This is a genomic window from Petrotoga olearia DSM 13574 (genome assembly GCF_002895525.1).
GTDB classification, from domain to species: Bacteria; Thermotogota; Thermotogae; order Petrotogales; family Petrotogaceae; genus Petrotoga; species Petrotoga olearia.
The window spans coordinates 19,052-43,561 of sequence record NZ_AZRL01000008.1 but is presented as its reverse complement, the minus strand read 5'-3'; the positions used below and the strand labels follow the sequence as shown (position 1 = coordinate 43,561).

25 protein-coding genes are annotated in these 24,510 nt (G+C 32.9%); 5 read left to right on the top strand and 20 right to left on the bottom strand.

Features of this window, described 5'->3' with window-relative positions; translation table 11 throughout:
• Positions 1-378: 378 nt before the first annotated feature.
• On the top strand, positions 379-1,008 hold the full coding sequence (nth, locus tag X929_RS03830; protein ID WP_103066724.1) for an endonuclease III: 630 nt from the start codon (positions 379-381) through the stop codon (positions 1,006-1,008).
• 34 nt (positions 1,009-1,042) lie between these two features.
• Here nth and X929_RS03825 read toward each other — a convergent pair whose 3' ends face one another.
• From X929_RS03825 to X929_RS03730, 20 genes are all read right to left on the bottom strand, one after another.
• A complete protein-coding gene (locus X929_RS03825) occupies positions 1,043-1,492 on the bottom strand; it encodes a hypothetical protein (protein ID WP_103066723.1) in 450 nt (149 codons plus the stop codon).
• A 54-nt stretch (positions 1,493-1,546) separates the two neighbouring features.
• Positions 1,547-2,551, bottom strand: coding sequence for an NAD(P)H-dependent glycerol-3-phosphate dehydrogenase (locus X929_RS03820; RefSeq protein WP_103066722.1), 1,005 nt, complete (start codon positions 2,549-2,551; stop codon positions 1,547-1,549).
• Positions 2,551-3,495 (bottom strand): tRNA (guanosine(46)-N7)-methyltransferase TrmB, encoded by a 945-nt coding sequence (trmB, locus tag X929_RS03815; protein WP_103066721.1) that lies wholly within the window; start codon positions 3,493-3,495, stop codon positions 2,551-2,553. The genes X929_RS03820 and trmB overlap by 1 nt, the downstream gene beginning before the upstream one ends.
• A 40-nt stretch (positions 3,496-3,535) precedes the next feature.
• Positions 3,536-3,838 carry a 30S ribosomal protein S20 gene (gene rpsT / locus X929_RS03810; protein WP_103066720.1) on the bottom strand — a complete coding sequence of 101 codons (303 nt, stop codon included), beginning with the start codon at positions 3,836-3,838 and terminating at the stop codon, positions 3,536-3,538.
• 309 nt (positions 3,839-4,147) lie between these two features.
• Positions 4,148-5,344, bottom strand: coding sequence for a methionine adenosyltransferase (gene metK / locus X929_RS03805; protein ID WP_121875400.1), 1,197 nt, complete (start codon positions 5,342-5,344; stop codon positions 4,148-4,150).
• 157 nt (positions 5,345-5,501) lie between these two features.
• A complete protein-coding gene (locus X929_RS03800; RefSeq protein WP_103066718.1) occupies positions 5,502-6,485 on the bottom strand; it encodes a M23 family metallopeptidase in 984 nt (327 codons plus the stop codon).
• Positions 6,486-6,578: 93 nt separating this feature from the next.
• Entirely contained in the window at positions 6,579-6,821 is a 243-nt protein-coding gene (gene hfq / locus X929_RS03795) for an RNA chaperone Hfq (RefSeq protein ID WP_103066717.1), read from the bottom strand.
• A 26-nt stretch (positions 6,822-6,847) separates the two neighbouring features.
• Positions 6,848-7,759 carry a tRNA (adenosine(37)-N6)-dimethylallyltransferase MiaA gene (miaA, locus tag X929_RS03790; RefSeq protein ID WP_103066716.1) on the bottom strand — a complete coding sequence of 304 codons (912 nt, stop codon included), beginning with the start codon at positions 7,757-7,759 and terminating at the stop codon, positions 6,848-6,850.
• Positions 7,756-8,526 carry a class I SAM-dependent methyltransferase gene (locus X929_RS03785; RefSeq protein WP_103066715.1) on the bottom strand — a complete coding sequence of 257 codons (771 nt, stop codon included), beginning with the start codon at positions 8,524-8,526 and terminating at the stop codon, positions 7,756-7,758. Before X929_RS03785 ends, miaA begins: the two co-directional genes overlap by 4 nt.
• Positions 8,483-8,734 (bottom strand): hypothetical protein, encoded by a 252-nt coding sequence (locus X929_RS03780; protein ID WP_211286733.1) that lies wholly within the window; start codon positions 8,732-8,734, stop codon positions 8,483-8,485. Before X929_RS03780 ends, X929_RS03785 begins: the two co-directional genes overlap by 44 nt.
• 111 nt (positions 8,735-8,845) lie before the next feature.
• On the bottom strand, positions 8,846-11,077 hold the full coding sequence (locus tag X929_RS09745) for a carbohydrate ABC transporter permease (RefSeq protein WP_211286732.1): 2,232 nt from the start codon (positions 11,075-11,077) through the stop codon (positions 8,846-8,848).
• 15 nt (positions 11,078-11,092) lie between these two features.
• Complete coding sequence (locus tag X929_RS03770) at positions 11,093-12,454, bottom strand: carbohydrate ABC transporter permease (RefSeq protein WP_103066713.1); 1,362 nt, start codon at positions 12,452-12,454, stop codon at positions 11,093-11,095.
• A 34-nt stretch (positions 12,455-12,488) separates the two neighbouring features.
• Entirely contained in the window at positions 12,489-13,817 is a 1,329-nt protein-coding gene (locus tag X929_RS03765) for a FliI/YscN family ATPase (protein ID WP_103066712.1), read from the bottom strand.
• Positions 13,804-14,502, bottom strand: a complete 699-nt coding sequence (locus X929_RS03760; RefSeq protein WP_103066711.1) for a FliH/SctL family protein — start codon at positions 14,500-14,502, stop codon at positions 13,804-13,806. The genes X929_RS03765 and X929_RS03760 overlap by 14 nt, the downstream gene beginning before the upstream one ends.
• Positions 14,495-15,511 (bottom strand): flagellar motor switch protein FliG, encoded by a 1,017-nt coding sequence (fliG, locus tag X929_RS03755; protein ID WP_103066710.1) that lies wholly within the window; start codon positions 15,509-15,511, stop codon positions 14,495-14,497. The genes X929_RS03760 and fliG overlap by 8 nt, the downstream gene beginning before the upstream one ends.
• Before the next feature lie 22 nt (positions 15,512-15,533).
• Positions 15,534-17,081, bottom strand: a complete 1,548-nt coding sequence (gene fliF, locus X929_RS03750; RefSeq protein WP_103066709.1) for a flagellar basal-body MS-ring/collar protein FliF — start codon at positions 17,079-17,081, stop codon at positions 15,534-15,536.
• 26 nt (positions 17,082-17,107) lie between these two features.
• Positions 17,108-18,130, bottom strand: a complete 1,023-nt coding sequence (locus X929_RS03745; RefSeq protein ID WP_103066708.1) for a lytic transglycosylase domain-containing protein — start codon at positions 18,128-18,130, stop codon at positions 17,108-17,110.
• A gap of 11 nt (positions 18,131-18,141) precedes the next feature.
• A complete protein-coding gene (locus tag X929_RS03740) occupies positions 18,142-18,969 on the bottom strand; it encodes a purine-nucleoside phosphorylase (RefSeq protein WP_103066707.1) in 828 nt (275 codons plus the stop codon).
• 15 nt (positions 18,970-18,984) lie between these two features.
• Positions 18,985-19,497 carry a hypoxanthine phosphoribosyltransferase gene (hpt, locus tag X929_RS03735; protein ID WP_103066706.1) on the bottom strand — a complete coding sequence of 171 codons (513 nt, stop codon included), beginning with the start codon at positions 19,495-19,497 and terminating at the stop codon, positions 18,985-18,987.
• Positions 19,498-19,624: 127 nt separating this feature from the next.
• A complete protein-coding gene (locus X929_RS03730; protein ID WP_103066705.1) occupies positions 19,625-20,359 on the bottom strand; it encodes a biotin--[acetyl-CoA-carboxylase] ligase in 735 nt (244 codons plus the stop codon).
• Positions 20,360-20,533: 174 nt separating this feature from the next.
• Between X929_RS03730 and X929_RS03725 the strand changes: the two genes are divergently transcribed.
• From X929_RS03725 to X929_RS03710, 4 genes are all read left to right on the top strand, one after another.
• Positions 20,534-21,640: an FtsW/RodA/SpoVE family cell cycle protein gene (locus tag X929_RS03725; protein ID WP_169924951.1), complete on the top strand. Its 1,107-nt coding sequence runs from the start codon at positions 20,534-20,536 to the stop codon at positions 21,638-21,640.
• A 7-nt stretch (positions 21,641-21,647) separates the two neighbouring features.
• Positions 21,648-22,565 (top strand): glutamate formiminotransferase, encoded by a 918-nt coding sequence (locus X929_RS03720; RefSeq protein ID WP_103066703.1) that lies wholly within the window; start codon positions 21,648-21,650, stop codon positions 22,563-22,565.
• Positions 22,562-23,029, top strand: coding sequence for a 23S rRNA (pseudouridine(1915)-N(3))-methyltransferase RlmH (locus X929_RS03715; RefSeq protein WP_103066702.1), 468 nt, complete (start codon positions 22,562-22,564; stop codon positions 23,027-23,029). The genes X929_RS03720 and X929_RS03715 overlap by 4 nt, the downstream gene beginning before the upstream one ends.
• A 201-nt stretch (positions 23,030-23,230) precedes the next feature.
• Positions 23,231-24,493: an adenylosuccinate synthase gene (locus tag X929_RS03710; RefSeq protein WP_103066725.1), complete on the top strand. Its 1,263-nt coding sequence runs from the start codon at positions 23,231-23,233 to the stop codon at positions 24,491-24,493.
• Positions 24,494-24,510: the final 17 nt, after the last annotated feature.

Sequence of the window (24,510 nt, the reverse complement as noted above, 5' to 3'; positions counted from 1 at the left end):
TTAAGATCCCCGAACGCATTTGCTTCGCAAATGAGAATGAGGATGTTACTTCTAAAGCATTATTAAAAAGCTTTTTGCTAAAAACGGCAAAAGCAAAGCAAATGAGTTTAGGAAAGTTATTCAAAAGCATTACGAAAAAGACCATTTTGCACAGATCAGCAAAAGGGCAAGCCCCCAAACCCCCAAGAACTTTATATAAGGAAATAATTAATAATCATAGTTTGGAAGTTCACCAAACGGGGAGACCCGCCAAACCCCCTAAACACCAAAAACAAAAAACATTAAGTATTAAATTCTGTGTTTGGGAAATCACCAAAGAGGGTGAGCCCTTAAACTTATTAAAAAGTTTCCAAAAACTTTATGATAAGAGGAGAAATTATGAAGAGAAATATAAAAAAAGAAGCAGAAAAGATCATACACATTTTCCCACGTACTAACTCTGAAACTGATCCTTATAAAGTTTTAGTTGAAACGGTGCTTTCTCAAAGAACAAAAGACGAAAATACTGAAAAAGCTTTTAAATCCCTTTTTTCTCGCTACAAAAATGTTTTTGAGATTTCTAAATTGAAACCTCAGGATCTATATGATTTAATCAAACCTGCAGGTATGTACAAACAAAAATCAGAAAGAATTATTAATATTTCTAAAATTTTAATTGAAAAATATGACGGAAAAGTGCCTGATGAATTGGAAGAGTTGATTAAACTTCCGGGCGTGGGAAGAAAAACAGCCAATATAGTTTTGTATGTTTCTTTTGGTAAAGCAGCACTTGCAGTTGACACTCACGTACATAGAATATCCAATAGACTCGGTTGGGTGAGCACAAAAACACCTGAAGAAACTGAAGTTCAATTAAAAAAAATTATACCGTCTGAATTATGGGGGCCTCTGAATGGTTCAATGGTGAATTTTGGGCAAAAGATTTGTAAACCAATTTCTCCAAAGTGCGCAGAATGTTTTTTAAATGAAGTCTGCCCTTCAAAAGGTCTGTATAAAAAAAACCGGTAAATACATACCGGCCTTTGTTTTACAACATCGCACTTTAAGGCATTATTATATTTCCTTTATTTTTACCTTTTTCGTTTTGATTTTTCGCAAGTCCCGCTCTTTCTAATTGGTTCAGCAGTTCTGGGGGTGCGATACTTATGTTACCCACAGCTTCTTCTTGCTCAAGTAACTGTCTCATTTTTTCCTGGTAGTCTGCCATTCTTTTCTTTAGACTATCTAAGTCATTATCAATCCATTGTATTATTCCTTTTGAGATTTCTTCGATCCTTTCATCACTTAAATCCATTTGATCTTCACTTAGTTCATTTAAAGCACTTAATTCTTCCTTTACAGATTCTTTCACCTTGTCTTCATCCAACAAGTCATTTTTTTTGATTAACCTTAAAGCAACATTTGTCCTAAATTTTAAATCTTCTAGAGAGATTTCTAAACTTTCCAATCGTACCATCAATGCTTGTAAAAGCTGGTCCAAAGAAACTTGCATTCGAATGCCTCCTTAAAATTTGACTTTCTTTTGTTAATTACACCATAATATCTTTCAATTAAAAAATTCTGATTTCAAATCCCTTGTCATTAATTTATAAATAGCTGTTTTCGGATCTACACCTTCATATAGTACTTGATAAATTTTGTTAGCTATGGGCATTTCAATTTCTTTTTCTTTTGCGTCGTTATACACAGCTTTAGCAGTGTAAACCCCTTCTGCAACCATCGCCATCTGCTCTAAAATTGTTTTTAAGCTCATACCTTTTGAAAGCATTTCTCCAACGTATCTATTTCTGCTATGTGAGCTAGTACAAGTTACAACAAGATCTCCAATCCCCGCTAATCCCATGAACGTTTCTTTATTTCCTCCATAATACGTTCCATACCTAATAATTTCAACCAAAGAACGGGTGATTAGAGCGGCTTTTGTGTTATCCCATTTTCCAAACCCATCTATTATACCCGCACCTATTGCATAGATATTTTTTATAGCACCGCTGATTTCTACTCCTATTAAGTCATTGTTAGTATACACCCTAAAAGTTTCATTGCTAAAAATTTCCTGTATATATTTGTTGACCTTACTGTCTCTACCGGCAGCAACAACTGACGTAGGCACCATTTCCGCTACTTCTTCTGCATGACTGGGACCACTTAGTGTACAGTAGTTAAACCCTGGAAGGTATTCCTCAAAAATTTTACTGGGTATTTTTTGACTAGTAATTTCCATCCCTTTTGATAGATTGACAAAAATAACATCTTTATTTTTAAGAGAATCTTTGTGAATTTTACTTAACACCTCGGATATATGCTGAACAGGGATAGCTATAATTACAATTTGTGCATTTTCTAAACTTTCGTTTATACTACCCTCAACCTTTATTTCTTTTGTAGGAAGTTTTACGTTGGACAAATACCGAGGATTAATTCCCTTTTTTATTTCTTGTAAGAGCTTTTTGTCTCTATCCCAAATTGTTACTTTTTGATGGTTACTAACCAAATGCTTCGCTATAGCGGTTCCCCAACTACCTGCTCCCAAAACCGTTATATGAGACATTAATTTTCTAGCTCCTTGGCAATTATATTTACCGCTTCTTTGACTGAAGGGGTTCGATAAGCTTTCGCTATATCATCTAATTTTACTAACCAACCTTCTTTTATTTTGATGACATTAACAAAGTAACTTTGAATATACCCCTTGTCTTCAGAAAAAACCTTCACTAAATATTCTGAACCATCTAATTTAGCATATATATCTTTTATAGTTATATTATGGTTTTCACTGGATTTTTTAAATCCAACAAGAGATTGTAGTTTATCAAAATCTAATCTCTTAATCTTTTCATGAGGCAAATCAAATTCCCCTTCTAATAATCTTTTTATATCTTTTTTGCATCTTTTTTGTGCGATTAATAAATACTTTTTCCTTCCTTCATTTTCCCACTTTTTTTCGTATCTCGTTTTGAATGGTAATTGCTGAACTTCGGATATATTTTTTACTTTAAAACATCCGTTGCTTAAAAATTTTTCTTTAACATCAGAAGCATACTCAAAAACGTCGGTTGTTAAAATCACTTCACCATCTACTTCTAATACCGACGATAATGTGTCTATAAAATTTTCGTCAAAAAGACGGTTTTTAGCATGCTTACTTTTAGGCCAAGGACACGGAAAATTAACTATTACTTTACTAATCGAATTATCAGAAAAAAACTCGCGTAGGGCGAATTTTGCATCTTCCAAGATTATTTGTATGTTATTTAAATTATTTTGAAAAATCTTCTTTTTTATTTTGTGACAAGAAGTTAGAGATGTTTCTAAGCCAACATAATTATAATTATTATTCTCTTTAGCTAAATTTACTAAAAATTCGCCACCACCAAATCCAATTTCAACTATTGACTTATTGCTGTTTCCAAAAATTTTATTCCATTCGATAGGATAACTTTTTAAGTCCTTTGTATTTATTTGATACATTTGTAAATAAGAATAAGAATTCAAAACTTTATTACCTCCAAAAAAGGGGGTTATAATCGATCAATTACTCATTTACCGAGGAACTCTCTGGTGCCATTTCGCCCAAATATTTTTTTATCTTTAGATGTAGTTTGGATTTTTTCCTTGCAGCATAATTTTTATGTACAGCGCCATGTGATTTTGCGGTGTCAATAATTTTAAAAGACTTACTTAATAGCTGCATCAATTCTTCCCTTTCAGCATTTTCTTGAATCTTCTTGTCTATTTCCTTAGAGATTTCCTTAATTCTTTTTTGATATCCTCGATTTTTTTGCCTTCTTTTTTCTGATTGTCTAACCCTTTTTTCTGCTGATTTTTTATTTGGCAATTTTTAAAATACCTCCTCAACTTTTGTTTTTTTTCTTTTGTTTTTTTTATTGCTTTTAGAAATTATAAAACTTTGTATTAGCGCTCATTCATTTTCCCTAGCCTGCCGAGAGGGAGGGGAAGGGCTTCGCCCTGTAACCCTTTTAAAATCGAAACCTTTTTTGAAAGTTATTTATTTCTAAAACCTTCTTTAGCGCCCATTCACCACATTGCCCCCTCCATAAGGAATAAAGGCCTGTGCGCCTTTTTACCCCGCAACCGTCTTCAGGATAAAAGAGTTAATATCTCTCTACTTTGCTTTTCAAGTGAATTACAATCCTAATGCTGCTTTCAATTCCTTAACTTTATCTAATCTTTCCCAAGGAAATTCTACATCTTTTCTTCCAAAATGCCCGTAAGAAGCAGTTTTTTTGTAAATAGGCTGTAATAGATCTAAGTTGTTAATTATTGCTGCAGGTCTAAAATCAAATATCTCGTTGACTACTTTATAAATTTTTTCTTCATCGACTTTCGCTGTACCTTTAGTGTCAATATTTATTGAAACAGGTTTTGCAACACCAATAGCGTAAGAAAGTTGAATTAAAACTTCATCTGCAGCACCACTTGCTACTAAATTTTTAGCTACATATCTTGCCATATAAGTAGCGGATCTATCAACTTTGGTAGGATCCTTTCCAGAAAAAGCTCCCCCACCATGTGGAGCCCAACCACCATATGTGTCAACGATTATCTTTCTTCCAGTGAGCCCTGTATCTGCTTGAGGCCCACCAATCACAAATCTTCCTGTAGGATTGATAAGAATTTTTGTGTTTTTTGTAAAAAGATTTTCAGGTATGACTGGAATTATTACATGCTCTTTTATTGTTTCTTCTAACTCCTGCCTTTTTATATCAGGCGAATGTTGAGTGGAGATAAGTACAGTCTCTATACCCACAGGTTTATTATTTTCATCGTATTCTATAGTTACTTGAGTTTTACCGTCGGGCCTTAAAAAATCCAATGTATCAGATTTTCGAACATCTGCCAATCTTTTTGCAAGTCTATGAGCTAAAAGAATAGGTAGAGGCATATAAGCATCCGTTTCATTTGTGGCATATCCAAACATAATGCCCTGATCTCCTGCCCCAATTTTTTCAAAAGGATCTTCTACTTGCTTTGATTTGAGTTCTAACGATCTGTCAACCCCTAAAGCTATGTCAGCTGATTGTTCTTCAATAGAAGTAATTACTGCACATGTTTCACCATCAAAACCAAATTTAGCTCTGTTATAACCTATATCTAGAATAGTATTTCTGACGAGTGTTGGAACGTCTATGTATGCAGTAGTTCTAACCTCACCTGTTACTATCACTAAGCCTCTTGTTACCAAAGTTTCTACTGCGCATCGAGCGTTTATCCTATTTTCTATGGGTTCTTTTTCTAATATAGAATCAAGTATTGTATCAGAAATTTGATCACAAATTTTATCTGGGTGACCTTCCGTTACACTTTCACTGGTAAAGAGCATTTTTTTCACAATTAAGCCTCCTTGCTTTCTTCGAATTTTTCACGAGATTTCAGGTTATCTTTAGAATTCCACGAGGTAAATTATACCAAAAAAATCAAATTCTACAAATGAATAAAAATCATAGATTGTTAATGTTTAAAAATAAAATTAACATTTCTTATGGTTTTATGAATTTCAATTTATAAACTTTTTCATTACCCCATATATCTTCTAAAACGATTTCTCCATTTAAAGTCGTAGAGGGGTTATAAGAAAATGCTGAAAAGTCATTGATAACTATTGGAGATAAATAGTCATCAGAGTACATTTTCAACCAATATATGGAAGATGTTGAACCATATCCAAATATAACATCAGCTTGGTATATTTCCGACTCTTTGATCTGACTAAAATCCAATTTATAAGTTAAATTACCGTTGATATACATAGAAACTTTTTTAGGAAGAATAGTGGAGTTGTCCCCTATTTTTTCTCGAACTCTAATGTCTATCCGTGGATAGTTACCTGTGTACTCTACAACGGTTTCTCCATTTTCTGTAATTTCAAAATATTTGTTATTGGATCTGATCCTTATTAATTCTAAAGACTTATTTCTTGATTCTTGATATTCCAAGAATTCAAGTGGATCATAAATGGTCAACTCTTCTCCAGATTCCTTTAAAACCTCAAAATGCAAGTGAGGAGCTATAGCTTCCCCCGTATCTCCTGAATAAGCTATGACTTCATTTAGCTTTATTGGAATTTCGCCTTTAGGAAAAACAATTTCGATCCTTTGATTCCCAAATTCGTTTTGAACTAATTGAGAATATTTAGTTATTTTATCGGAGAAAACACTTAAATGGGCATATCCACTAATTAAATCAGAGCTTTCATGGTATAAAAATACTGCATTGCCGTAAAGAGGATCGTTTAACCAAATCTTATAAAGAGAACCTTCAGCTGTAGCATAAACAGATTCTCCCTTTCTGTTAAAAGTAGAAAAGTCTACTCCTAAATGAAAATGTGAATTAGCTCCGGTATCTCTGTATTCGCCAAAAGATGCGGTTATGTATGAGTTTTTTATAGGCGGCTGAAATAGTTGAGAAATAGCAAAAATAGAAAATATTAGGATGTACAAAAATATCAAAAAAATTTTTTTCAAATTCCTTCCCTCCAAAGTTTATTTTGTGTTATTTTGTGAAAAATACAAGAAAACCACCCCTTCTTTCATGGGGCAGTTTTTTGTTTTCTCTTTCTACTCATCTTTAGACGCCTGTTCCTGAAAAAGTTTTATATATTTTGAAGGTACCATCATTTTTATGGCATGTTTATAAACCAGGGATTGTTCGCCATTTTTTTCCAATAAAACCGTATAATCATCAAAAGACCTCACCACTCCACTTGTTTGAAATCCCCCTTCTAAATAAATTTTTACTTCTATCTTGTTAATTCTCAAAATGTTCAAAAATCGGTCTTGCAAATTGAATTTTTCTGCCATATGATCACCCCTCGTATAAGAAAAGTTTAAATAAATTCACTTACTATTTGATCTGCTACATCTTCCTTATTTGTGTTACTCAAATTGATCCACTTCCCAGATTCAATCTTACGAAAGTATATAATCTGCCTTCTGGCATAATTACGAGTATTTACTTTTATTTGATGAATCATTTCATCAAAATCAATTTTTCCATATAAATATTTTATCACTTCTTTATAACCAATAGTGTTTAAAGCGTTAAGAGTGGTAGAATATCCTAGGGACAAGAGATTTCGTACCTCATCTATCAGGCCTTCATCTATCATTTGGTGGACTCTTTTATTTATCCTTTCATGTAATTCTTGCCTTTCCCTATCTAGTATGATTATATGATAATCAAAAGAATTGTTACTTTGCCTATTTTCTTTTACAATATCCCCCATTTTAATACCGGTTATAATATAAATCTCAATGGCTCTAATGATTCTTTTTAAATCGTTTGGATGAATTTTTAGAGCTCTTTGTGGATCCAAATCTACCAATATTTTTCTCAACACGCCAGGATTATTTTTTTCTAATTTTCTTAAATAAGTCCTTAAACCATAGTCGGATTTTACATTTAAAAACCCTTTCCTCAAAGCATCAAGGTATAGACCTGTTCCTCCAACTAAAATTGGTGTATTACCTCTTTTTAGAACTTCACTAATCTGTTTCTCTGCTATTTTTTTATAATCAAAAGCTGTAAAATGTGTACGTGGATCTATTGAACTAAATAAGTGATGTGGGACCATTTTTTTTGTTTCTTCATCAGGCACAGCGGTACCGATTATTAGATGACTATAAATTTGCCTAGAGTCCATACATATTATTTCACCATTAATTCTTTTGGCTATTTTAACGGATATCTCTGTTTTTCCAACAGCTGTAGGACCCGCTATAACTAAAACTTTGTTCACTTTTCAATCACTCCGAAAAATACTCCACTTTTTTTACTTCCAATTTTTTTATCGAAGTTGTACAAATCCCATACACTGTCATTAGAACGTGCTTTGATTACTACTTTTTTCTTGGCTATTTTGACCATCTTTTCTAAATCATCTTGTGTAATTTTATCGTATCGAGCAAATTCCCTCAAAGGATTGATAGAGCTTGATTTATACTGAGGATTTTCGAACATAGGATCACAATAAACGATGTCATAACTTTCTTCTTTTTGCTGGTTTAAAAAAATTTTAAAATCATAATTGATAACTTCAATCTTTTTTGAAGCTTCTTTCATCCAATTTTCTTTATAATCGTAGTTTGTAATATTTTCTACAACAACCGCATATATCGGAAAAGAAGCCTCTAAACCTACTACTTTTTCACAATAATGAGACAATAGTAAAGCATCACTTCCAAGTCCGAAGGTTAAATCAAGTATAATATCGTTTTTTTGTGGAGAAACAGCGTTTATTAAATGATCAATTCCATTCTTTAAATAATTGTTTAATCTTATTTTGGAAACAGAAGGATGGAAAAATAATTTTCCATCCTCCCATTGAAAGTTTAGCGATTGTTTCTTATCTATTACAAAATAAAAGTTTTCATTGTTCATTCGGAGCCTATTTCTTTCTATGTAAACACCACCGTATTTGTTGGCTAATTGTAATGCTTTTTCTATTTGTTTTTTATTTGGCTTATGGGAAGTTGTAAAGATCAATTTGTTGAAATTCTTCTCCATTAATTATAACTCCTTTTTCAGCTAACCGATTTTTTATATCCAATAATATTTGATTTCTCTTTAGGATTTCCTCATTCAGTTCTTTTTTTCTTTTTTCAATTTCATTGTACTGTTCTTTTAAACTGTAATACAAATCTATTTGTCTATATATCTGAAAAGATACGAATCCCAATATGAAAATTACAACGATTAACAATAAAAGTCGCAAAATAAAAGAAATATTTGGTTTTTTACGATCGAGAAATTGCCTTTTCTTACTTTTTTTTCTATCTAATTCAATAAATGGAATTGTACTCACTTCCTAAGTTGAATATGATGTTTAACCTTTCAACCCAGTTCTCGCGATACCTTCTATGAAATATCTTTGTAAAAATATAAACAAAATTACTATTGGAATCATAGTAAAGGTAGATGCTGCCATTAAAAGGTTATAGATCTCTCCCGCATCAGTTCTAAAATTTTGTAGTCCAACTGAAAGTGTTCTCATTTCAGGACTTTTGGTGACGATCAAAACCCATAAAAATGCATTCCAACTCCCTACAAATTTTAGCAGAGCACCTGTTAAAATTGCAGGTCTACTTAGAGGGACCATCACCGTCCATAAGAATCGCCAGCTTGAAGATCCGTCTATCTTAGCAGCATCCCATAACTCGTTAGGGACGGTCATAAACTGTTGTCTAATCAAAAATATGGCAAAAACACTAATTACCCAAGGAATAATCAATGCATAATAACTGTCTATCCAAGAAAATTTACTAATAGTTATATAATTGGGAACTAATAGAACCTCTCCGGGTATCATCATAGTTGCTAAAAAAACTACAAAAATAATGTCTTTTCCCCAAAAATTGAGTTTAGAAAATGCAAATGCAGCCATCGACGCGAATATTATTTCTAAAACCGTTGTTACTAGAGCAACAAAAACAGTATTTATATAGTATCGAGAAAACGGGGCAGCATTCCATGCATCCACATAATTTTGAAATATATTCCCTAATACCTGATTAAAAGAATATTCAACTTTTCCAGATGGCACATCATCAAGCAACCAAATTGATGGTACGTTTACTGTGTATAATTCAATATTTGAATTGTTTTTGTACAAAATCATATCAACAAATGACGGTGCGTTAACAATATTTACTATGGAGATCGTATCAAGAAAAAACTTATTGAATTCTGTTAATATTCTATCATATTCTTTTCTTTTTTCCAATATCCTAGAGAACTCTTCTTCTTTCCCTTGAACGTGTTCTATTAAAAAATTATAGTCCGATTGAGTCAGTATCTTCTGGGCTTGCTCAAAAGTAACCTGGTTCGTAGATAACGTTCTAATAATTTGCGTGTATTTTGAAAGGTTTCTAGAATCTTCTATTAATGAATTTCTTACATCATTTAAGAAATCGTTCTCAAGATATGAAACAACTTCTTGATTCAAATTATCTATATCTCTTTCGTTAACCAATGAAATCACAATTTGTTTAAATGACTCAGGAAATTCACTATCCTGTATTCCATTTATAATATTTTGATACTTTGTTTTTCTGGTAGGAACATCGAATATTATGTTCACATCTTCAACTTTAATACCTTGCTCCACACTATATTTTTCTTTAAAATACATATAGAAAGTTAAGGTGTTGATATCTTTCATAATAGGCTCGTAAATATTTTTTTGGATCAAAGTATTAGTGTTGGATAGTATGCCATCTTCAAAAGTTTGAATCTCAGATAAAAAATCAGCGAGTAAATTAATTATTTGTTCTACCTCATATTCTCTAATTATTCTTAACTCCGCTGGATAGGAAGATAGTTTTGAATTCAAATCGTTGACTTTCAATTTTATTGTTTCCAAATAATCAGAAAAAATTTCTTTATTTCTTGTAATATTTTCTATTTGACTTTCTGTCATATTCGGATTGATCCTAAAATATGGTAAAAGATTGATATTTCTTTCAAGGGTTATATCTATAAAATTTTGAACTTTGCTTATACTTTGCTGTATCCTTCTTATTGTGGTAGTTTGTTTAAAATAACCGTTCTCTTGGGAGAAAAGACCAAAATAAATACTTTCGAAGTTTTCAAGTGAATAATCTTCTACAGCAAATAAGCTCGATAAATCTTCTCTTAATTCAATATTTGAAATATAATCGTATATATCAGACATCATACCTTCTATACTTGTTTTCTGAGTGTAATCGATCTCGTTTAAAGAGAGTTGGACCCTTCCCCGACTTACAAAGTCCCCATCTATTTCATAGACCAATTTGTATGGGTCGTAACTTTCTTGGGTTGATAAGATTCTAAATTCAGATAAACTTAAGCCTGTTCTTGGAGAAGGCTTTGAGGGAGTTAATTTCAAATTTAAATCCCATTCATTCTGAAAATTTTTTGTTGTCCATGTTGGAGGCCACAAGTTGATTTCACTACTTGTTTTCAAAGAGGTCATTATCATCCAGGCAAAAGGCAAGAGCATAACAATTGCGCCTCCAGCTAACAGTATGTAAACTATCAAAGTCCAAAGGGTTTTCACAAACTTTGAATAATTCAAGTATAATTTCCTCCCTTAAGAATCGTAATATATTCTTCTTCTGCTACCTCTCATCTGAAGGATTGTAAACAATAGAATAATTCCAAAAAGCACGTAAGCAGCAGCACTAGCTCTTCCCATCCTTTGTTGAACATAGAACATATCAAACACGTAGTAAACCATGGTCATTCCACTGTTGTTGTAAGGTCCAGGCATACCTACATACAGAATAAAAATCTCATCAAAGACTTTAAATGCACCAATCATTGCAACTATGATTATAAAAAAAGTTGTTGGAGATAGTAAAGGTAAGGTAATGAACTGAAATTTTTGAAAGGGCGTAGCTCCATCCACTTCAGCTGCTTCATAGTAAGTTTTATCTATATTTTGTAAACCCGCCAAAAAGATTATTGCGTAATATCCTACCATCTTCCATATAGATATTATTGCAACGGTGGGTATCGTAAACTTCTGATCCTTCAACCAAGGAATTTTGGAGAAACCAATTTGAGTTAAAATATAGTTTAATAAACCATTGTCATTGAATATCCACTGCCATACTAAAGAAATTGCCACGACACTAGTAACAAATGGAATAAAATAAACGGTTCTAAAAACAGTTTTGCCATATAATTTTCTATTCAATAACAAGGCTATTAACAAGGAAAACAAAATAGTTATAGGCGTGGAAAGTAGAACATAATAAGTGGTATTCCATATCGCCTTGATGAACAACGACTGTTCTTTTGCCAAAGTCAAAAACCTAATAATTTCCGGTACTCCTAGCAAGTAAAAGGCTATCCATAATCCAATAAACAAAATTATACGAAGAAAAATCTTATTAGACATTTGATCCAAAAAGCGCAATGATAACAAAATAGTGTAAACAACTACAAGAACTAAAGCGCTTATTACATTCAGATACTGTATTGAATTAATAGTTAACAAAGAAATAATTCCCCATATACTCATGGAAATAACTAAATATTTTTGGTTAGGAGTCTTTACCTTTTTTAGGTCAAAGATTAAATGAATGATAAAAATAGCGGTCATGAATATTAGAAGTGTATTGAAAAATACTTCGTTGAAGGTTATATTCACAGGCCTATTTAATTTAAATAATTCTATATAATTTTGAAACCCAATGAATATCGGATTATCTTGATTTTGAAAATCCCACTTAAAAAAGCTCAGATAGAAGGAATAAAATATAGGCCAAAAAACAAATATTCCCAGAACTACAAAAGAAGGTAATAGGTACAAATAAGCTGAAATACTTTCTTTAACTTTCCTGTATTTAGCAGGTTTTAAATATACTTTTGATATCATTCGAATTAAAAGCAAGAAAAAAACAATCATTATAACATAGATGATGATGGCATATTCAGCTTTTAACAATATTTTCTTCCTCCTAAACGTTAATTAGTCTAATCTAGTTATACTTTTGGTATATTTCGAATAACCTTTTCAACGTTTGCTCAAAAGGGGCTTTTTCTTCTACCATCTGTCTTAAAAAATTATTTATATTTTCTATTTCTTCCAAAGCTATATCTACTTTTTTATTACTCCCTTTCTTATATGCACCAACTTCGATTAAATCCTTGGAATTAATATAGCTAGCGTAAATATCTTTAATAAACATAGCTGCCTTAAGGTGCTTTTCATCTACTACTTCTTTCATTAACCTACTTACACTGGAAAGGATATCTATCGGGGGATAATGTGAAGAATCTGCTAAACTTCTTGAAAGAACAATATGACCATCGACTATACTTCTTACTGCGTCACCAATTGGATCGTTCATATCATCGGCTTCAACCAATACTGTATAGATGGCAGTCATACTTCCTTTTTCGGAGTTACCAGCTCTTTCTAAAATTTTCGGCATATTTGCAAATACGCTCGGTGTATATCCTCTGGTTGTTGGTGGTTCACCTATGGAAAGTCCTATCTCTCTTTGAGCCATAGCCCATCTAGTAATCGAATCTACCATCAATAAAACATTGTAACCTAAATCTCTAAAATACTCTGAAATAGTGGTCGCTGTGTAAAGAGCTTTGACTCTTAGTAAAGCAGGTGAATCTGAAGTTGAAACTATCAAAACAGATTTTTTTAGTCCTTCCTCCCCTAGATCTTTTTCAATAAAATCTTTAACTTCTCTTCCTCTTTCTCCTATCAATCCAATAACGTTTATATCTGCTTCCGTGTTTCTGGCGATCATTCCCAACAAGGTACTTTTCCCTACCCCACTTCCTGCCATTATTCCAATTCTTTGACCTTTACCAAGAGTTAAAAAACCATCAATCGCCTTTACTCCTACAGATAAAGGTTCTTTAATACTGTTCCTTAAAAGAGGGTTTGGTGCGGAGCTATATATACTTTTACTCTCATAACTCTTTATTTTTGAACCATCCATTGATCTTCCTAAACCATCTAGCACATGCCCTAAAAGTTCTGAGCTAATTTTCACGTTGATTTTACTGTCTACTCTTTCTACCGGGGCCCCAACATAGATTCCACTGACATCCTCTAATGGCATTAGCAACACTCTATTATCTGAAAAACCAACGGTCTCAGCAAAAATCTTTGAGCCATCTTTCAATTTTATCCTACATAGGTCCCCTAAAGCTACATTGGGACCAATTGATTCAATTGTGACACCTATTATTCTACTAATTTTACCTTCCAACTCAAATAAAGGTCTGTTTTTTAATTTATCAGTAAAAATAACTAAAGAAGAGGAAAAACTATTTCTTTCCATTTAGAGCTTCCTCCAAGATGTTTAAAATGTCTTCAAGGAATGCCTGAGGAGTTAGATCGAAAATTCCTTGTTCTGTTTCCAAAACTATTTGGTTATCTTGTAAAGAAGGATCTTCTACTATGTAAAAAATGTCAGAAAAACTGTCTCTTATTAAATTCGCGTATTCTTTATTAAAAGAAGGACTTATTTTAATTTTGGAATTTTGTAACGAAGAAAGTTTTTTTTCAAAATTCTGAAAAATAATTTCTACCCACTGAGGGAAGTCAATCTTTTCTTTAAAATATCTTTCGACGACAGCCTTGATAGTGTTTTCACAGAAAATTAAACTTTGTTGTGACAACTCTTTAATATATATATCATATTCTTTTGAAATCCTTTGAATTTGAGTTTTAACCTTTTTAAGCTCATCTTCAAGGGCCTTCTTCTTACCTTCTACATATTTAATTTGTTCTTCTTTTATTTTTTTAGCTTCTAATTCAGCGCTTTCAATGATCTTTTGGCTTGTAATTTTAGCGTTTTCTATTATTTTTTCAGCTTCTTTTTCAGCATCTTTATCAATCTGATCTTTAAATTTATCCTTTTCTCTTTTACTTTCTTCATATTGTGTTTGCTCTATCTCTTCTACGGATAATTCAAAAACTTTATCTAAAACAACAAATTTATTATTTACAATTCTTTTATTCAATCAATTCTTCACCTGCCCCGCCACCACTTATAATAATCTCACCGGACTCTTCAAGTTTTCTGATTACGTTGATTATTCTTTGCTGTGCCTCATCTACATCCCTAACCCTAACTGGCCCCATAAAATCTAATTCTTCTTTTATAATCTGTGAAGCCCTTTTTGACATGTTTTTAAAAATGACATTTTTGACTTCTTCACTAGAACCTTTTAAAGCCATTGTTAAATCTTTACTATCTACCTCGCGAAGTATTCTTTGTATCGATCTATCATCCAACTTGACAATATCTTCAAAAACAAACATTCTTCTTCGAATTTCATCAGACAGTTTTGGATCTCTTTCTGAAAGCTTTTCAAATATATTATTGCTGATCGCCCTATCGATATTATTCATTATTTCTGCGGTAACATCTATCCCACCAACCTGAGAAAAAGTTTGAACGGTGAAAGCAGAAAGACGATCCTTTAGCCTGCTTTCTATCTCTTTTACGATATCTGGGTTAGCAGAATCCATAGTAGAAATTCTTTTTATCACGTCTAGTTGTAAAGATTCAGGCAGTTCAGAAATAATTTGAGAAGCTGCTTGGGGAGAAAGATAGCATAAGATCAGCGCAACCGTTTGTGGATGTTCATTTTGTAACACATTAACCATCTGCGACACATCCACTTTTCTTAAAAATTCAAAAGGTTTCACCTGCAAATTTGATACCAATCTGTCTATTATATCTATGGCTTTTTCTGGTCCAAAAGTTTTTTCCAGAAGATTTCTTGCATACTCAACACCACCTGTGTTGATGTAGTCTTTAGCCTTTACATATTCTCTAAATTCGTCTAAAACTGCCGTTTTTGTTTTTTCGTCAATTTTTTCCAAATTTGCAATTTCCAAAGTTAGCTGTTCTACTTCTTCTTCATCCAACTTTTTCAATATTTTACTTGCTCTTTCAGGCCCTAAAAGTACCAATAATATGGCAGATTTTTTTAAACCATCTAATTCTTTGATCTTTTCAGCCATTTAAAGCAACCCCTTTAAACATTTATCGAGTTTTAAGCCATGATTTAATGATATCTGCAACCTCATCCGGATTTTTTTCGGCCAAAGTTGTAATCTCTCTTAACCTCTCTTGCTCGGGTGTAACTTCTTCAACCTCTACCCCTCTTTCTTTCATCGCTTCTTCAACTCTTGATTCTAATTGTCGCTTTCTTTCTTCGACGAGTTGTGAAGCCTTTCTAACTCTGCGAGCTCTGTTAATAATTATAATAAGCATCATAATGAATGCGATCACAATTATTGCAATTACAATATTTGTAATTCTTTGTCTTCTAAGTTGTAGCTGATACTCAATATCTGCTCTCATCGCTTCCAAATCTCTATTGAACCGTATATCAACTAAAGAGATATTATTTTCAGGTGCACCAACAGCTGTTGCGACAGCTTTTGTGATTTGAGACCTCAATTCTTGATTATCGTCAACTTTACTGTTTTGAAAATCAATAAAAAGTGTTACGCTTTTATTGGATATTTCCCCGCTTTTATCCTCAATAGTCCTTTGATAAATCTCATTTACATCGTAGTTTGTTATAACATCAGAACTACTATAATAATTTCCTGTACTAGTAGGAGTTTGATAAGTATATGGGGGAATGTTGGAATCAACACCCGGTACTCCACCAGAAGGAGAAGAACTACTTTGTTCCGTCCTAGTCTGCTGGCTTAAAATTATTCCATTTTCATCTACAACCGGTTCGACCCTTCTTTGCTCTTCTTCTATTTTTTGCCAATTTAATTCTATTTCAGGAACCACAACAACATTTCCCAAGCCAAAGACTGATTGTAAACCGCTTTCTACTTTTTGCTTATAATATTTTTCAATTTCGGTTTTTAACTTAAATTTAGTATCAGCACTACTGATATCCTCTCCCAAGGCAACTTGAGCACTTAAATCGTTAGAAAAATTATCTACTACTTTTATGCTCTCTGGTTTCAACCCAGCTACAGCTCCAGCTACTAAATTAATTATCCCCTTAATTTGGTTTGGGGATACACTCATTCCAGGTTTCAATACCAACAACACAGAGGCTGAAGGCTTTGGACTTTCACCAACTTGGTAGTAAGTTCTTGGAGGAATAACCAAATGAACGCGAGCACTTTGTACCGATTGCATAGAAGCTATACTCCTAGATAATTCTCCTTCCAAAGCTATCTGATAGTTGACCTGCTTATCGTAACTGGTAGCTCCAAAACCTTGATTTTGAAGAAGTTCATAACCTTGAAGATTGTAACCCAATGAACCTTCACTAGCTAATTTCATTCTCAATTCTGATACATTCTGATTCGCAACGTAAATATTACCAAAATCATCTACTTTGTATTCTATACCCATTTCTTCCAACTTTGTTACAATATTACCCGCATTTGCTTGATCCAGTCCTCCGATAAAAAACTCATAATTTTTTCTTGAAAGCAATATTGAAAAGAATATTATCAACACAATTACAGAAATTAACAAAACTATATAGTTTCGTTTTTTCTTATTTTCTAAATTTTTCCACCAGTCTCTTATTTGTTGTAAATACTTTTCCATAGGAGTATCCCTTCCTGAGACCTTTTTTAAAAGGCTAATCTAAAACCTAAATTTATAGAACTTTCATATACTTCATACCCAACGAAAAGATCTAAGTTGTAGATTGAAAAATAACTGGAAAGTAGCAAATTGTCAGTATTTATTAATATTTTTGAGGTCCAATTATTCGTTAATTCGTGTTTATAAATTAACTCAGGATTTTTTGGCCCTTTCAGAATAAAGTTTTGCCAGGGTAAACCAATACGCAAAATAAGATCTTCAGGGACAGTTTTGCCTTCAACACCAAAACCTATATTCGTTCTAGGTACATACAAAAAGGTATAGCCATAATCTGTTTGGATGTCTATGAAATCAAATTCTTCGATTCTTTTTAGAGGAAGCTCTAAACCAACATTCCCGTATATCTCGAATTTTCTGTATACAAATCCTGCATTAAATTCGGTAGATATCTTATCTTCTTCATCTTCTGAGTAATAAGATAATCTTCCCCCAACAAAATAAGGAGAATATATCTTTGTGTTAGAATAATTTTGTTGGGCTCTTTTTACCTTTTCGTAGTACGCCTCCCCCGCAGTAGACACTTTCCCAGCCATAACTGCGGTGGGTCCATCATGGTATGCTATAATCTGCAACCGTTCATCATTAAAAAGTCTCCGAAGATAACCATGGTATTCTAATGCACCTTTTAAATTGTCATATGGATCAAATAAATTGTAAACATGTAAATCCACTCCCGTCAGATTTTTCAATTGAAGTAATCCCATAGCCTTGGAAGACGAAATAGCATGCGTGTAATTAGACGATTCTACCATCATTTGCCCGCCTATCAATGTTCGCGGTTGAGACCACACACTTTCTAACAATTTATTTGAATCCATTATTGGATATTTGTTAATAGAATAAAACTCCACTCCAAACTCCCCATTGGAATTTGAATTGAATTCAAAATAAGTATTTGGTTTCATGAAAAAGTAATCGTAAACTTCATAATAAGAAAAGAAAAAAATTGGCAGAAATATAAAAATTGCTAACCAAACAAAAGCCTTCAAAAAAACACCTTCTAAAATATATCTATTAAGTCCATTATGATATCCGCTATACTTTGACCGGTTTTTTCTGCAATCTCCAAAACTTCTTCTGCACTAACTTCTTTTAGTTGCTCAGGAACAGCTTTATCTGTTATAGCGGTGATACCTAAGACCTCCATACCAGCATGTTTCGCAACGATAACTTCTGGCACCGTTGACATCCCTACCAAATCAGCACCAAAATTCCTCATCATAGCCATTTCAGCAGGTGTTTCAAATGTGGGACCACTTAAACCCAAATAAACTCCTGAATATACTTTAATATTCAGTCTCTTCGCAGATTTAAAGGCTTCTTGCACCAAAGACTTCGAGTAAACTTCCGTCATATCAGGAAATCTAGGACCCCAATCATCGAAATTTGGTCCAATCAATGGATTGTCACCAAAAAAATTGATATGATCGGTAATTATACACGGAACACCGACTTCAAAGTCAGGGTTTAATGTTCCCGCCGCATTAGTCACTACGAGGGTTTCTATACCTAATTCTTGCATTACACGAATTGGGAAGGTAACCTCTTTCATGGTGTAACCTTCGTAGTAATGAAATCTTCCATTCATCAGTAGCGTATCTTTACCTTTCAAACTCCCTATCATCAATTCGCCTTTATGACCAGGAGCGGTAGAACGTGGGAAGTTAGGAATATCAGAATAAGGGATTGAAAGAACATCTTCTAAATTTTGCGAAATTTTCCCTAATCCAGATCCCAAAATGATTGCAATCCTGGGCTTTTTCGTAGTCTTTTCTTGAATATACTCAGCTGCTTCTCTCACTTTTGATACGTATTGTTCAATATCCATGTAACCTTAGCCTCCTTATTCTATATATCCAATGTACGGTAAGTTTCTATATTTTTCGTTGTAATCCAATCCGTATCCTACCACAAATTTATCTCCGATTTCAAATCCAGGAAATCTTACTTGAATTCCATGTTCGTGAATTGTTTTTAAAACTATTGATGTAATTTCTAAAGAGGAGGGATTTTGCATCTCTAAATATCTCACTATATATTTTAACGTGTTTCCAGTATCTACAATGTCTTCAACTATCAAAACATGTTTATTTTCAAGGGGCTCATCAAGCCAACTTTTTACCTTTACTTTTCCTGTAGTTATATCCCCTGAGTAACTAGATACCTGTATGAAATTATAATTAACGTTTAAATGTATCTTTTTTACCAAATCACTAAAGAAATTAACAGATCCTTTTAACACACATACCGCAACAATTTCATCAGTTATATTTTTATAATAATCATCTATTTGGCTAGCCAAATCCTCAATCTTTTTTTGTATCTCCTCTTCTGAAATAAGCACTTTTAGAGCCATTATATACCTCCCCATAGAAATAAAAATTAATCTCTGACCCTTACTCTTTTATAATTAATTTTACTGATTGAAGTTCAACAAATATATTGTATCATAACTAACAACCATTTGTCCTCTTACTTAAAGATTATAGCACAATTAATTCCCCAGAGTTTAGTTTTTTTATCTCCCGGTTATCATCTATTATTTCCAAATAATCTGACTGAATATCGTTTACTTTTCCATAAATAGTTCCATCATTTTCGTTTGAGACTTGGACCTTATCCCCTACTTTTACATTCAAATGATTTAACCACATTTTTGTGATGGCTGAAATAGCTTTGGGTTTGAAGTATTTTAGATAATATGAATGGTAAGCAACATGGTTCAATTCATTCAGAAACTTTCTCAACGGAATTTCTTTCCCAACAACATCCTTTAAAGCAATTGAGTTATTGGAGACTTCTTCAGGCAATTCGTTGTTAACGTTTATTCCTACTCCCACTATAACACAACTCGGTGAACCACCATCATAAACACTCTCTCCTAAAATTCCACACACCTTCTTAGAATTAATCAAAATATCGTTAGGCCATTTAATGATGGGGTTCAACTTATACTTTTTTTTCAAGACGTTATAAATTACTAAAGAATACATTCTCAAATAATAATATGGAATCAAAGGTCTTTTACGGGGTTTGAAAAGCACAGAAAACCATAATCCCCCCAAGGGTGAATACCACCTACTGTTTTTCCTTCCGTAACCTTCTGTTTGTTCTAAAGCCCAAACTACAGTTTCTGATGGCAGTTCACGCCAGTGCTTTTTAATGTAGTTGTTTGTTGAATCAACTTTATCCAAAAGAATTAAATTGTCACCTATCATTATTAGACTTTTCCTCCTCTTAAAAACTTCATACAATGCTCCCACTTCGTCACGTCCACCCTCATTCCATGCCTTTAGAAGCTTTAAATTTACTCTTTAATATATCAATATGATATAATATATTGTTGATAAAAGGCAAACTCTTATCGAAATTTGTAAAGGGAGATACTTTCAGTGAATTCTTTTTCTATTACAAATTTAATAGGTGAAAGAAAAGAACGCATAAAAAAATTAGAACTTATCCTCGTTATAGCTTACGTGTTGTTGGCAATTATAGGATTTTTATCCGTTAAAAGCGCTGTAATCAATAGTTCTTTAGAGGGAATAGAAAATCAACAATTAATGTGGATTATTATAGGGTTCGTTTTTTTTGTCGTTAGCATCTTTACTCCAGAAAGGTTTATTAAGAAATATACCCCTATTTTATTTTATTTAGTAATTCTTAGCTTGGTTTTGGTACTGTTCACTACACCAGTTAGTGGAGCTAAAAGGTGGATAAGGTTGGGTCCTATAGGTTTTCAACCATCTGAAATATTTAAGTTGGTATTGTTATTATATCTCAGTTACGTTCTTTCTCAAAATGATAATAAAAGGTTTTACTTTGCATCAATGATGATTTTTCTATCTACAGCGTTAATATACAAAGAACCAGATTTTAGTACTTCTATTATAGTATTATTTACGTGGTTTGTGTTAGTTTTTGTTTCAGGAAGGTTCGAAAAATTATGGCAGTATTCTTTAGGATTGGCTTTGATTGCCAGCCCAATAATTTTTTACAACCTACAAGAATACCAAAAAGGAAGAATAATAGGATTTCTATCCCCTCAAGCCTACTCTCTAAGTTATTATTATAACACCGCTCAGGCGATAAAAGCCATAGGTTCTGGTGGTTTGTTAGGGGAAGGATATATGAATGGATATATGAATCTGAGTGGGTTCGTACCTGAAAGTCATACAGATTTTATATTTTCCGTTATCGGAGAAGAGTTTGGATTTTTGGGGGCAACTTTGATCCTAATGCTTTATTCAACAATACTTTGGAGACTATATGAAGGATACAAAAAAAGCGATGATCTTTTTTGGAAGTATTTTTATATTGGATCTGCATTTTTGTTCTTTTTTCATATTTTTCAAAATATTGGGATGAATCTAGGCATATTACCTGTTACAGGTATTCCTTTACCACTGTTATCAAACGGTGGTTCTTCTTTCGTGACTTTTTCTATAATATTGGGAATTGCCACAAAAGGTTTAATGGTAGAAAAAAACATTACGAGGTGATTCAATTATGAAAATCGTAGAGACCTTACCAAACATTAGCGAAGGGAAAAACAAAGAATTAATCAACAAAATCAAAGGCCTTTCTGAGAATTATGATAAAATTTGGTTTGTTTCTTGTAAAAGTGATGAATACTTCAATAGAAGTTTCATCAGTGTTGTAGGGGAATTAAACGAAATAGGGGCTTTCTTATTTGAAATGGTGAAAATATGTGTGGAGAATATCGACCTCAGAAATCATAGTGGGTATCATCCTAGAATAGGTGCTGTAGATGTTATTCCAATTGTTCCATTAATATCAACAACCTTCGATGAGGCGAATAATCTTGTAAAATTATTAGCAAAAAAAATCTCTGAAAGCTTCGATTTACCTATATATCTATACGAAAAATCCGCTAGAAATGAATACAGGAGAAATATTAACACGTTGCGAAAAGGTGAATTCGAGTTCTTAGCAAAAAAAATGTCTTTCCCTGAATGGGAACCAGATTTTGGGCCAAATCGTCCTCATCCTACTGCAGGAGCAACTGTAATGGGGGTCAGAGATTTTCTAATATCTTTGGAATTTCATATTAACACCTTAGACAGATGGTTAGCAGAACAAATAAAGCAAGAAATAAGTTTGAATTTACCTGCCAGTGTATTTTTAGAAAGAAAACAAAACGGTAAATTCAGTCTCACTTTAAATGCAAAAGAAGGGGATGTATCCCTTTATTTGCTTTACAGCAAAGTTAAAACGATAATAGAACACTTTGGATGCGAAATAGAGAAAGTATCAATGCCCTCCCCTTTAACGGGAAAATTGTTTTTACAATCGTTTAAAAACTTAATAGGTAATTTAGATGGAGAATTGTTTACAATAGAAGAAAAATTGTTAACCGAATCACAAATCACCAAGACAAAATATATTTCAAACGAGGAAAAATGACTAGAATCATAGTCGTAGGACCTTTAAAAAGCTCATATATAAAAGATGGAGTCAGACAATATTTAAAATGGATAAAGAAGTTTGAAAGGATCGAACTAATACAACTTCCTCTATCCGGCGATTTAAACAAGACGCCACCTTCGATTTACAAAGATAAAGATTTCAAAAAGTTCGAAAAATATTTCCCTGATTCTTTCAATGTTTTATTGGATGAAAGAGGAGAACAAATGGATTCCATAAAATTTTCCCAATTTTATGAACACATAAAAAGCTCATCGGGAGCTAAATTCATAAATTTTATCGTTGGTGGTCCTTTGGGTCATTCTGATGAAATTTACAATAAAGCTGATTCTATTATATCATTATCCAAACTGACTTTCACACACGAATTAGCGGTATTGATCCTTTTAGAGCAATTGTTTAGAGTTAATAAGATATTGCACAATGAAACCTATCACTATTAAGGGGTGAACCCCTCAAACTCCCCAAAATCATGCGTCATTTGCGAAGCAAATGAGGGTATGAAAATTATTCTAAAACAATTACAAAAAGACGTTTTGCACGAAGCAGCAAAAAAAACTTCGTTTGCACATTACTGCAAACAAAAATTACAGTATTTTTTATCAAAGGAAGGGAGGGAAGTACGGTATCATCGTACAAAAATCGTGAAAAAAATGTCGATTGTAGGTGCCCAATGGGGCGATGAAGGTAAAGGTAAAGTCGTTAATTACTTTTCAGACAGGTTTGAATGGATAGTACGTTTTTCAGGAGGAGCGAATGCTGGTCATACCATTTATTACAAAGGCAAAAAATATGTGAATCACATGCTTCCTTCTATTATGCCCAATTCTAAATCTAAAGGTTTTTTAGGCGCAGGAATGGTGTTGGACTTAGAAAAACTGGTAGAGGAACTAAACGTACTAGAATCTGATTTTCCTGGAATGTCCTCTAAATTTTACATTGATTTAGAAGCTTTTTTGGTCCTTCCTTGGCATAAGGAAGAAGACGAAATTATAGAAAGCATGAGAAAAAAGCCAATCGGAACAACAAAAAGAGGAATTGGACCTGCCTATACGGATAAGGTATCAAGGGAAGGAATAAAACTCTACTACCTGTTCGATGAAAAAATGCTTAAAGAGCGTTTGAAAGATATATACTACCTAAAAAGTTCTCAGTATGGGAATAAATTAACAACTTCAAAAGAGGATGTATTTGAATACTTGATGAAAACAAAAAATGAATTGGAAAAACTGAAGATAAATTACGCTAGTGCGGTAGAGATGGGAAATGTTTTCAGAAGTACGTCCGTACTGTTTGAGGGAGCTCAAGGTGTTTTGCTAGATTTAGATTTTGGCACCTATCCTTTTGTAACCTCGTCTTCGTGTATGGCTCATGGGGTTTCTTCCGTAGGCTTTTCAACATTCGAATTAGATGAGGTATATGGGGTACTCAAAGCCTATACAACAAGGGTAGGATCAGGACCTTTCCCAACAGAAATTTTTGGAGAAGAAGCTGACAAAATTAGGGAATTAGGCAAAGAATATGGAGCTACAACGGGAAGGCCTAGAAGGGTTGGTTGGTTAGATCTCCCTGCCTTGAGATACGCAAAAATAAGGTCTGGACTAACAGGACTTGTAATCACCAAGGCAGATGTTTTAAACGGTTTAGACAAGATAAAAGTTTGTACACATTATGAAGTCAATGGAAAAATAAAAGACACTCCATCCTCTTCATATGACTTTTTTGTTGCTAAACCTATTTATGATGAATTAAAGGGTTGGAAAGATACCAACGATATTAATTTCCTAAAATATTTATCGTATATTGAGGAACAAATTGGAGTCGACATTGACTATATATCCTATGGACCAAAAACCGAAGAAATGTGTTCAAAAAATAATTTGATATTGAATATGGAAAATAAATAAAAAATTTAGGAGTGAAT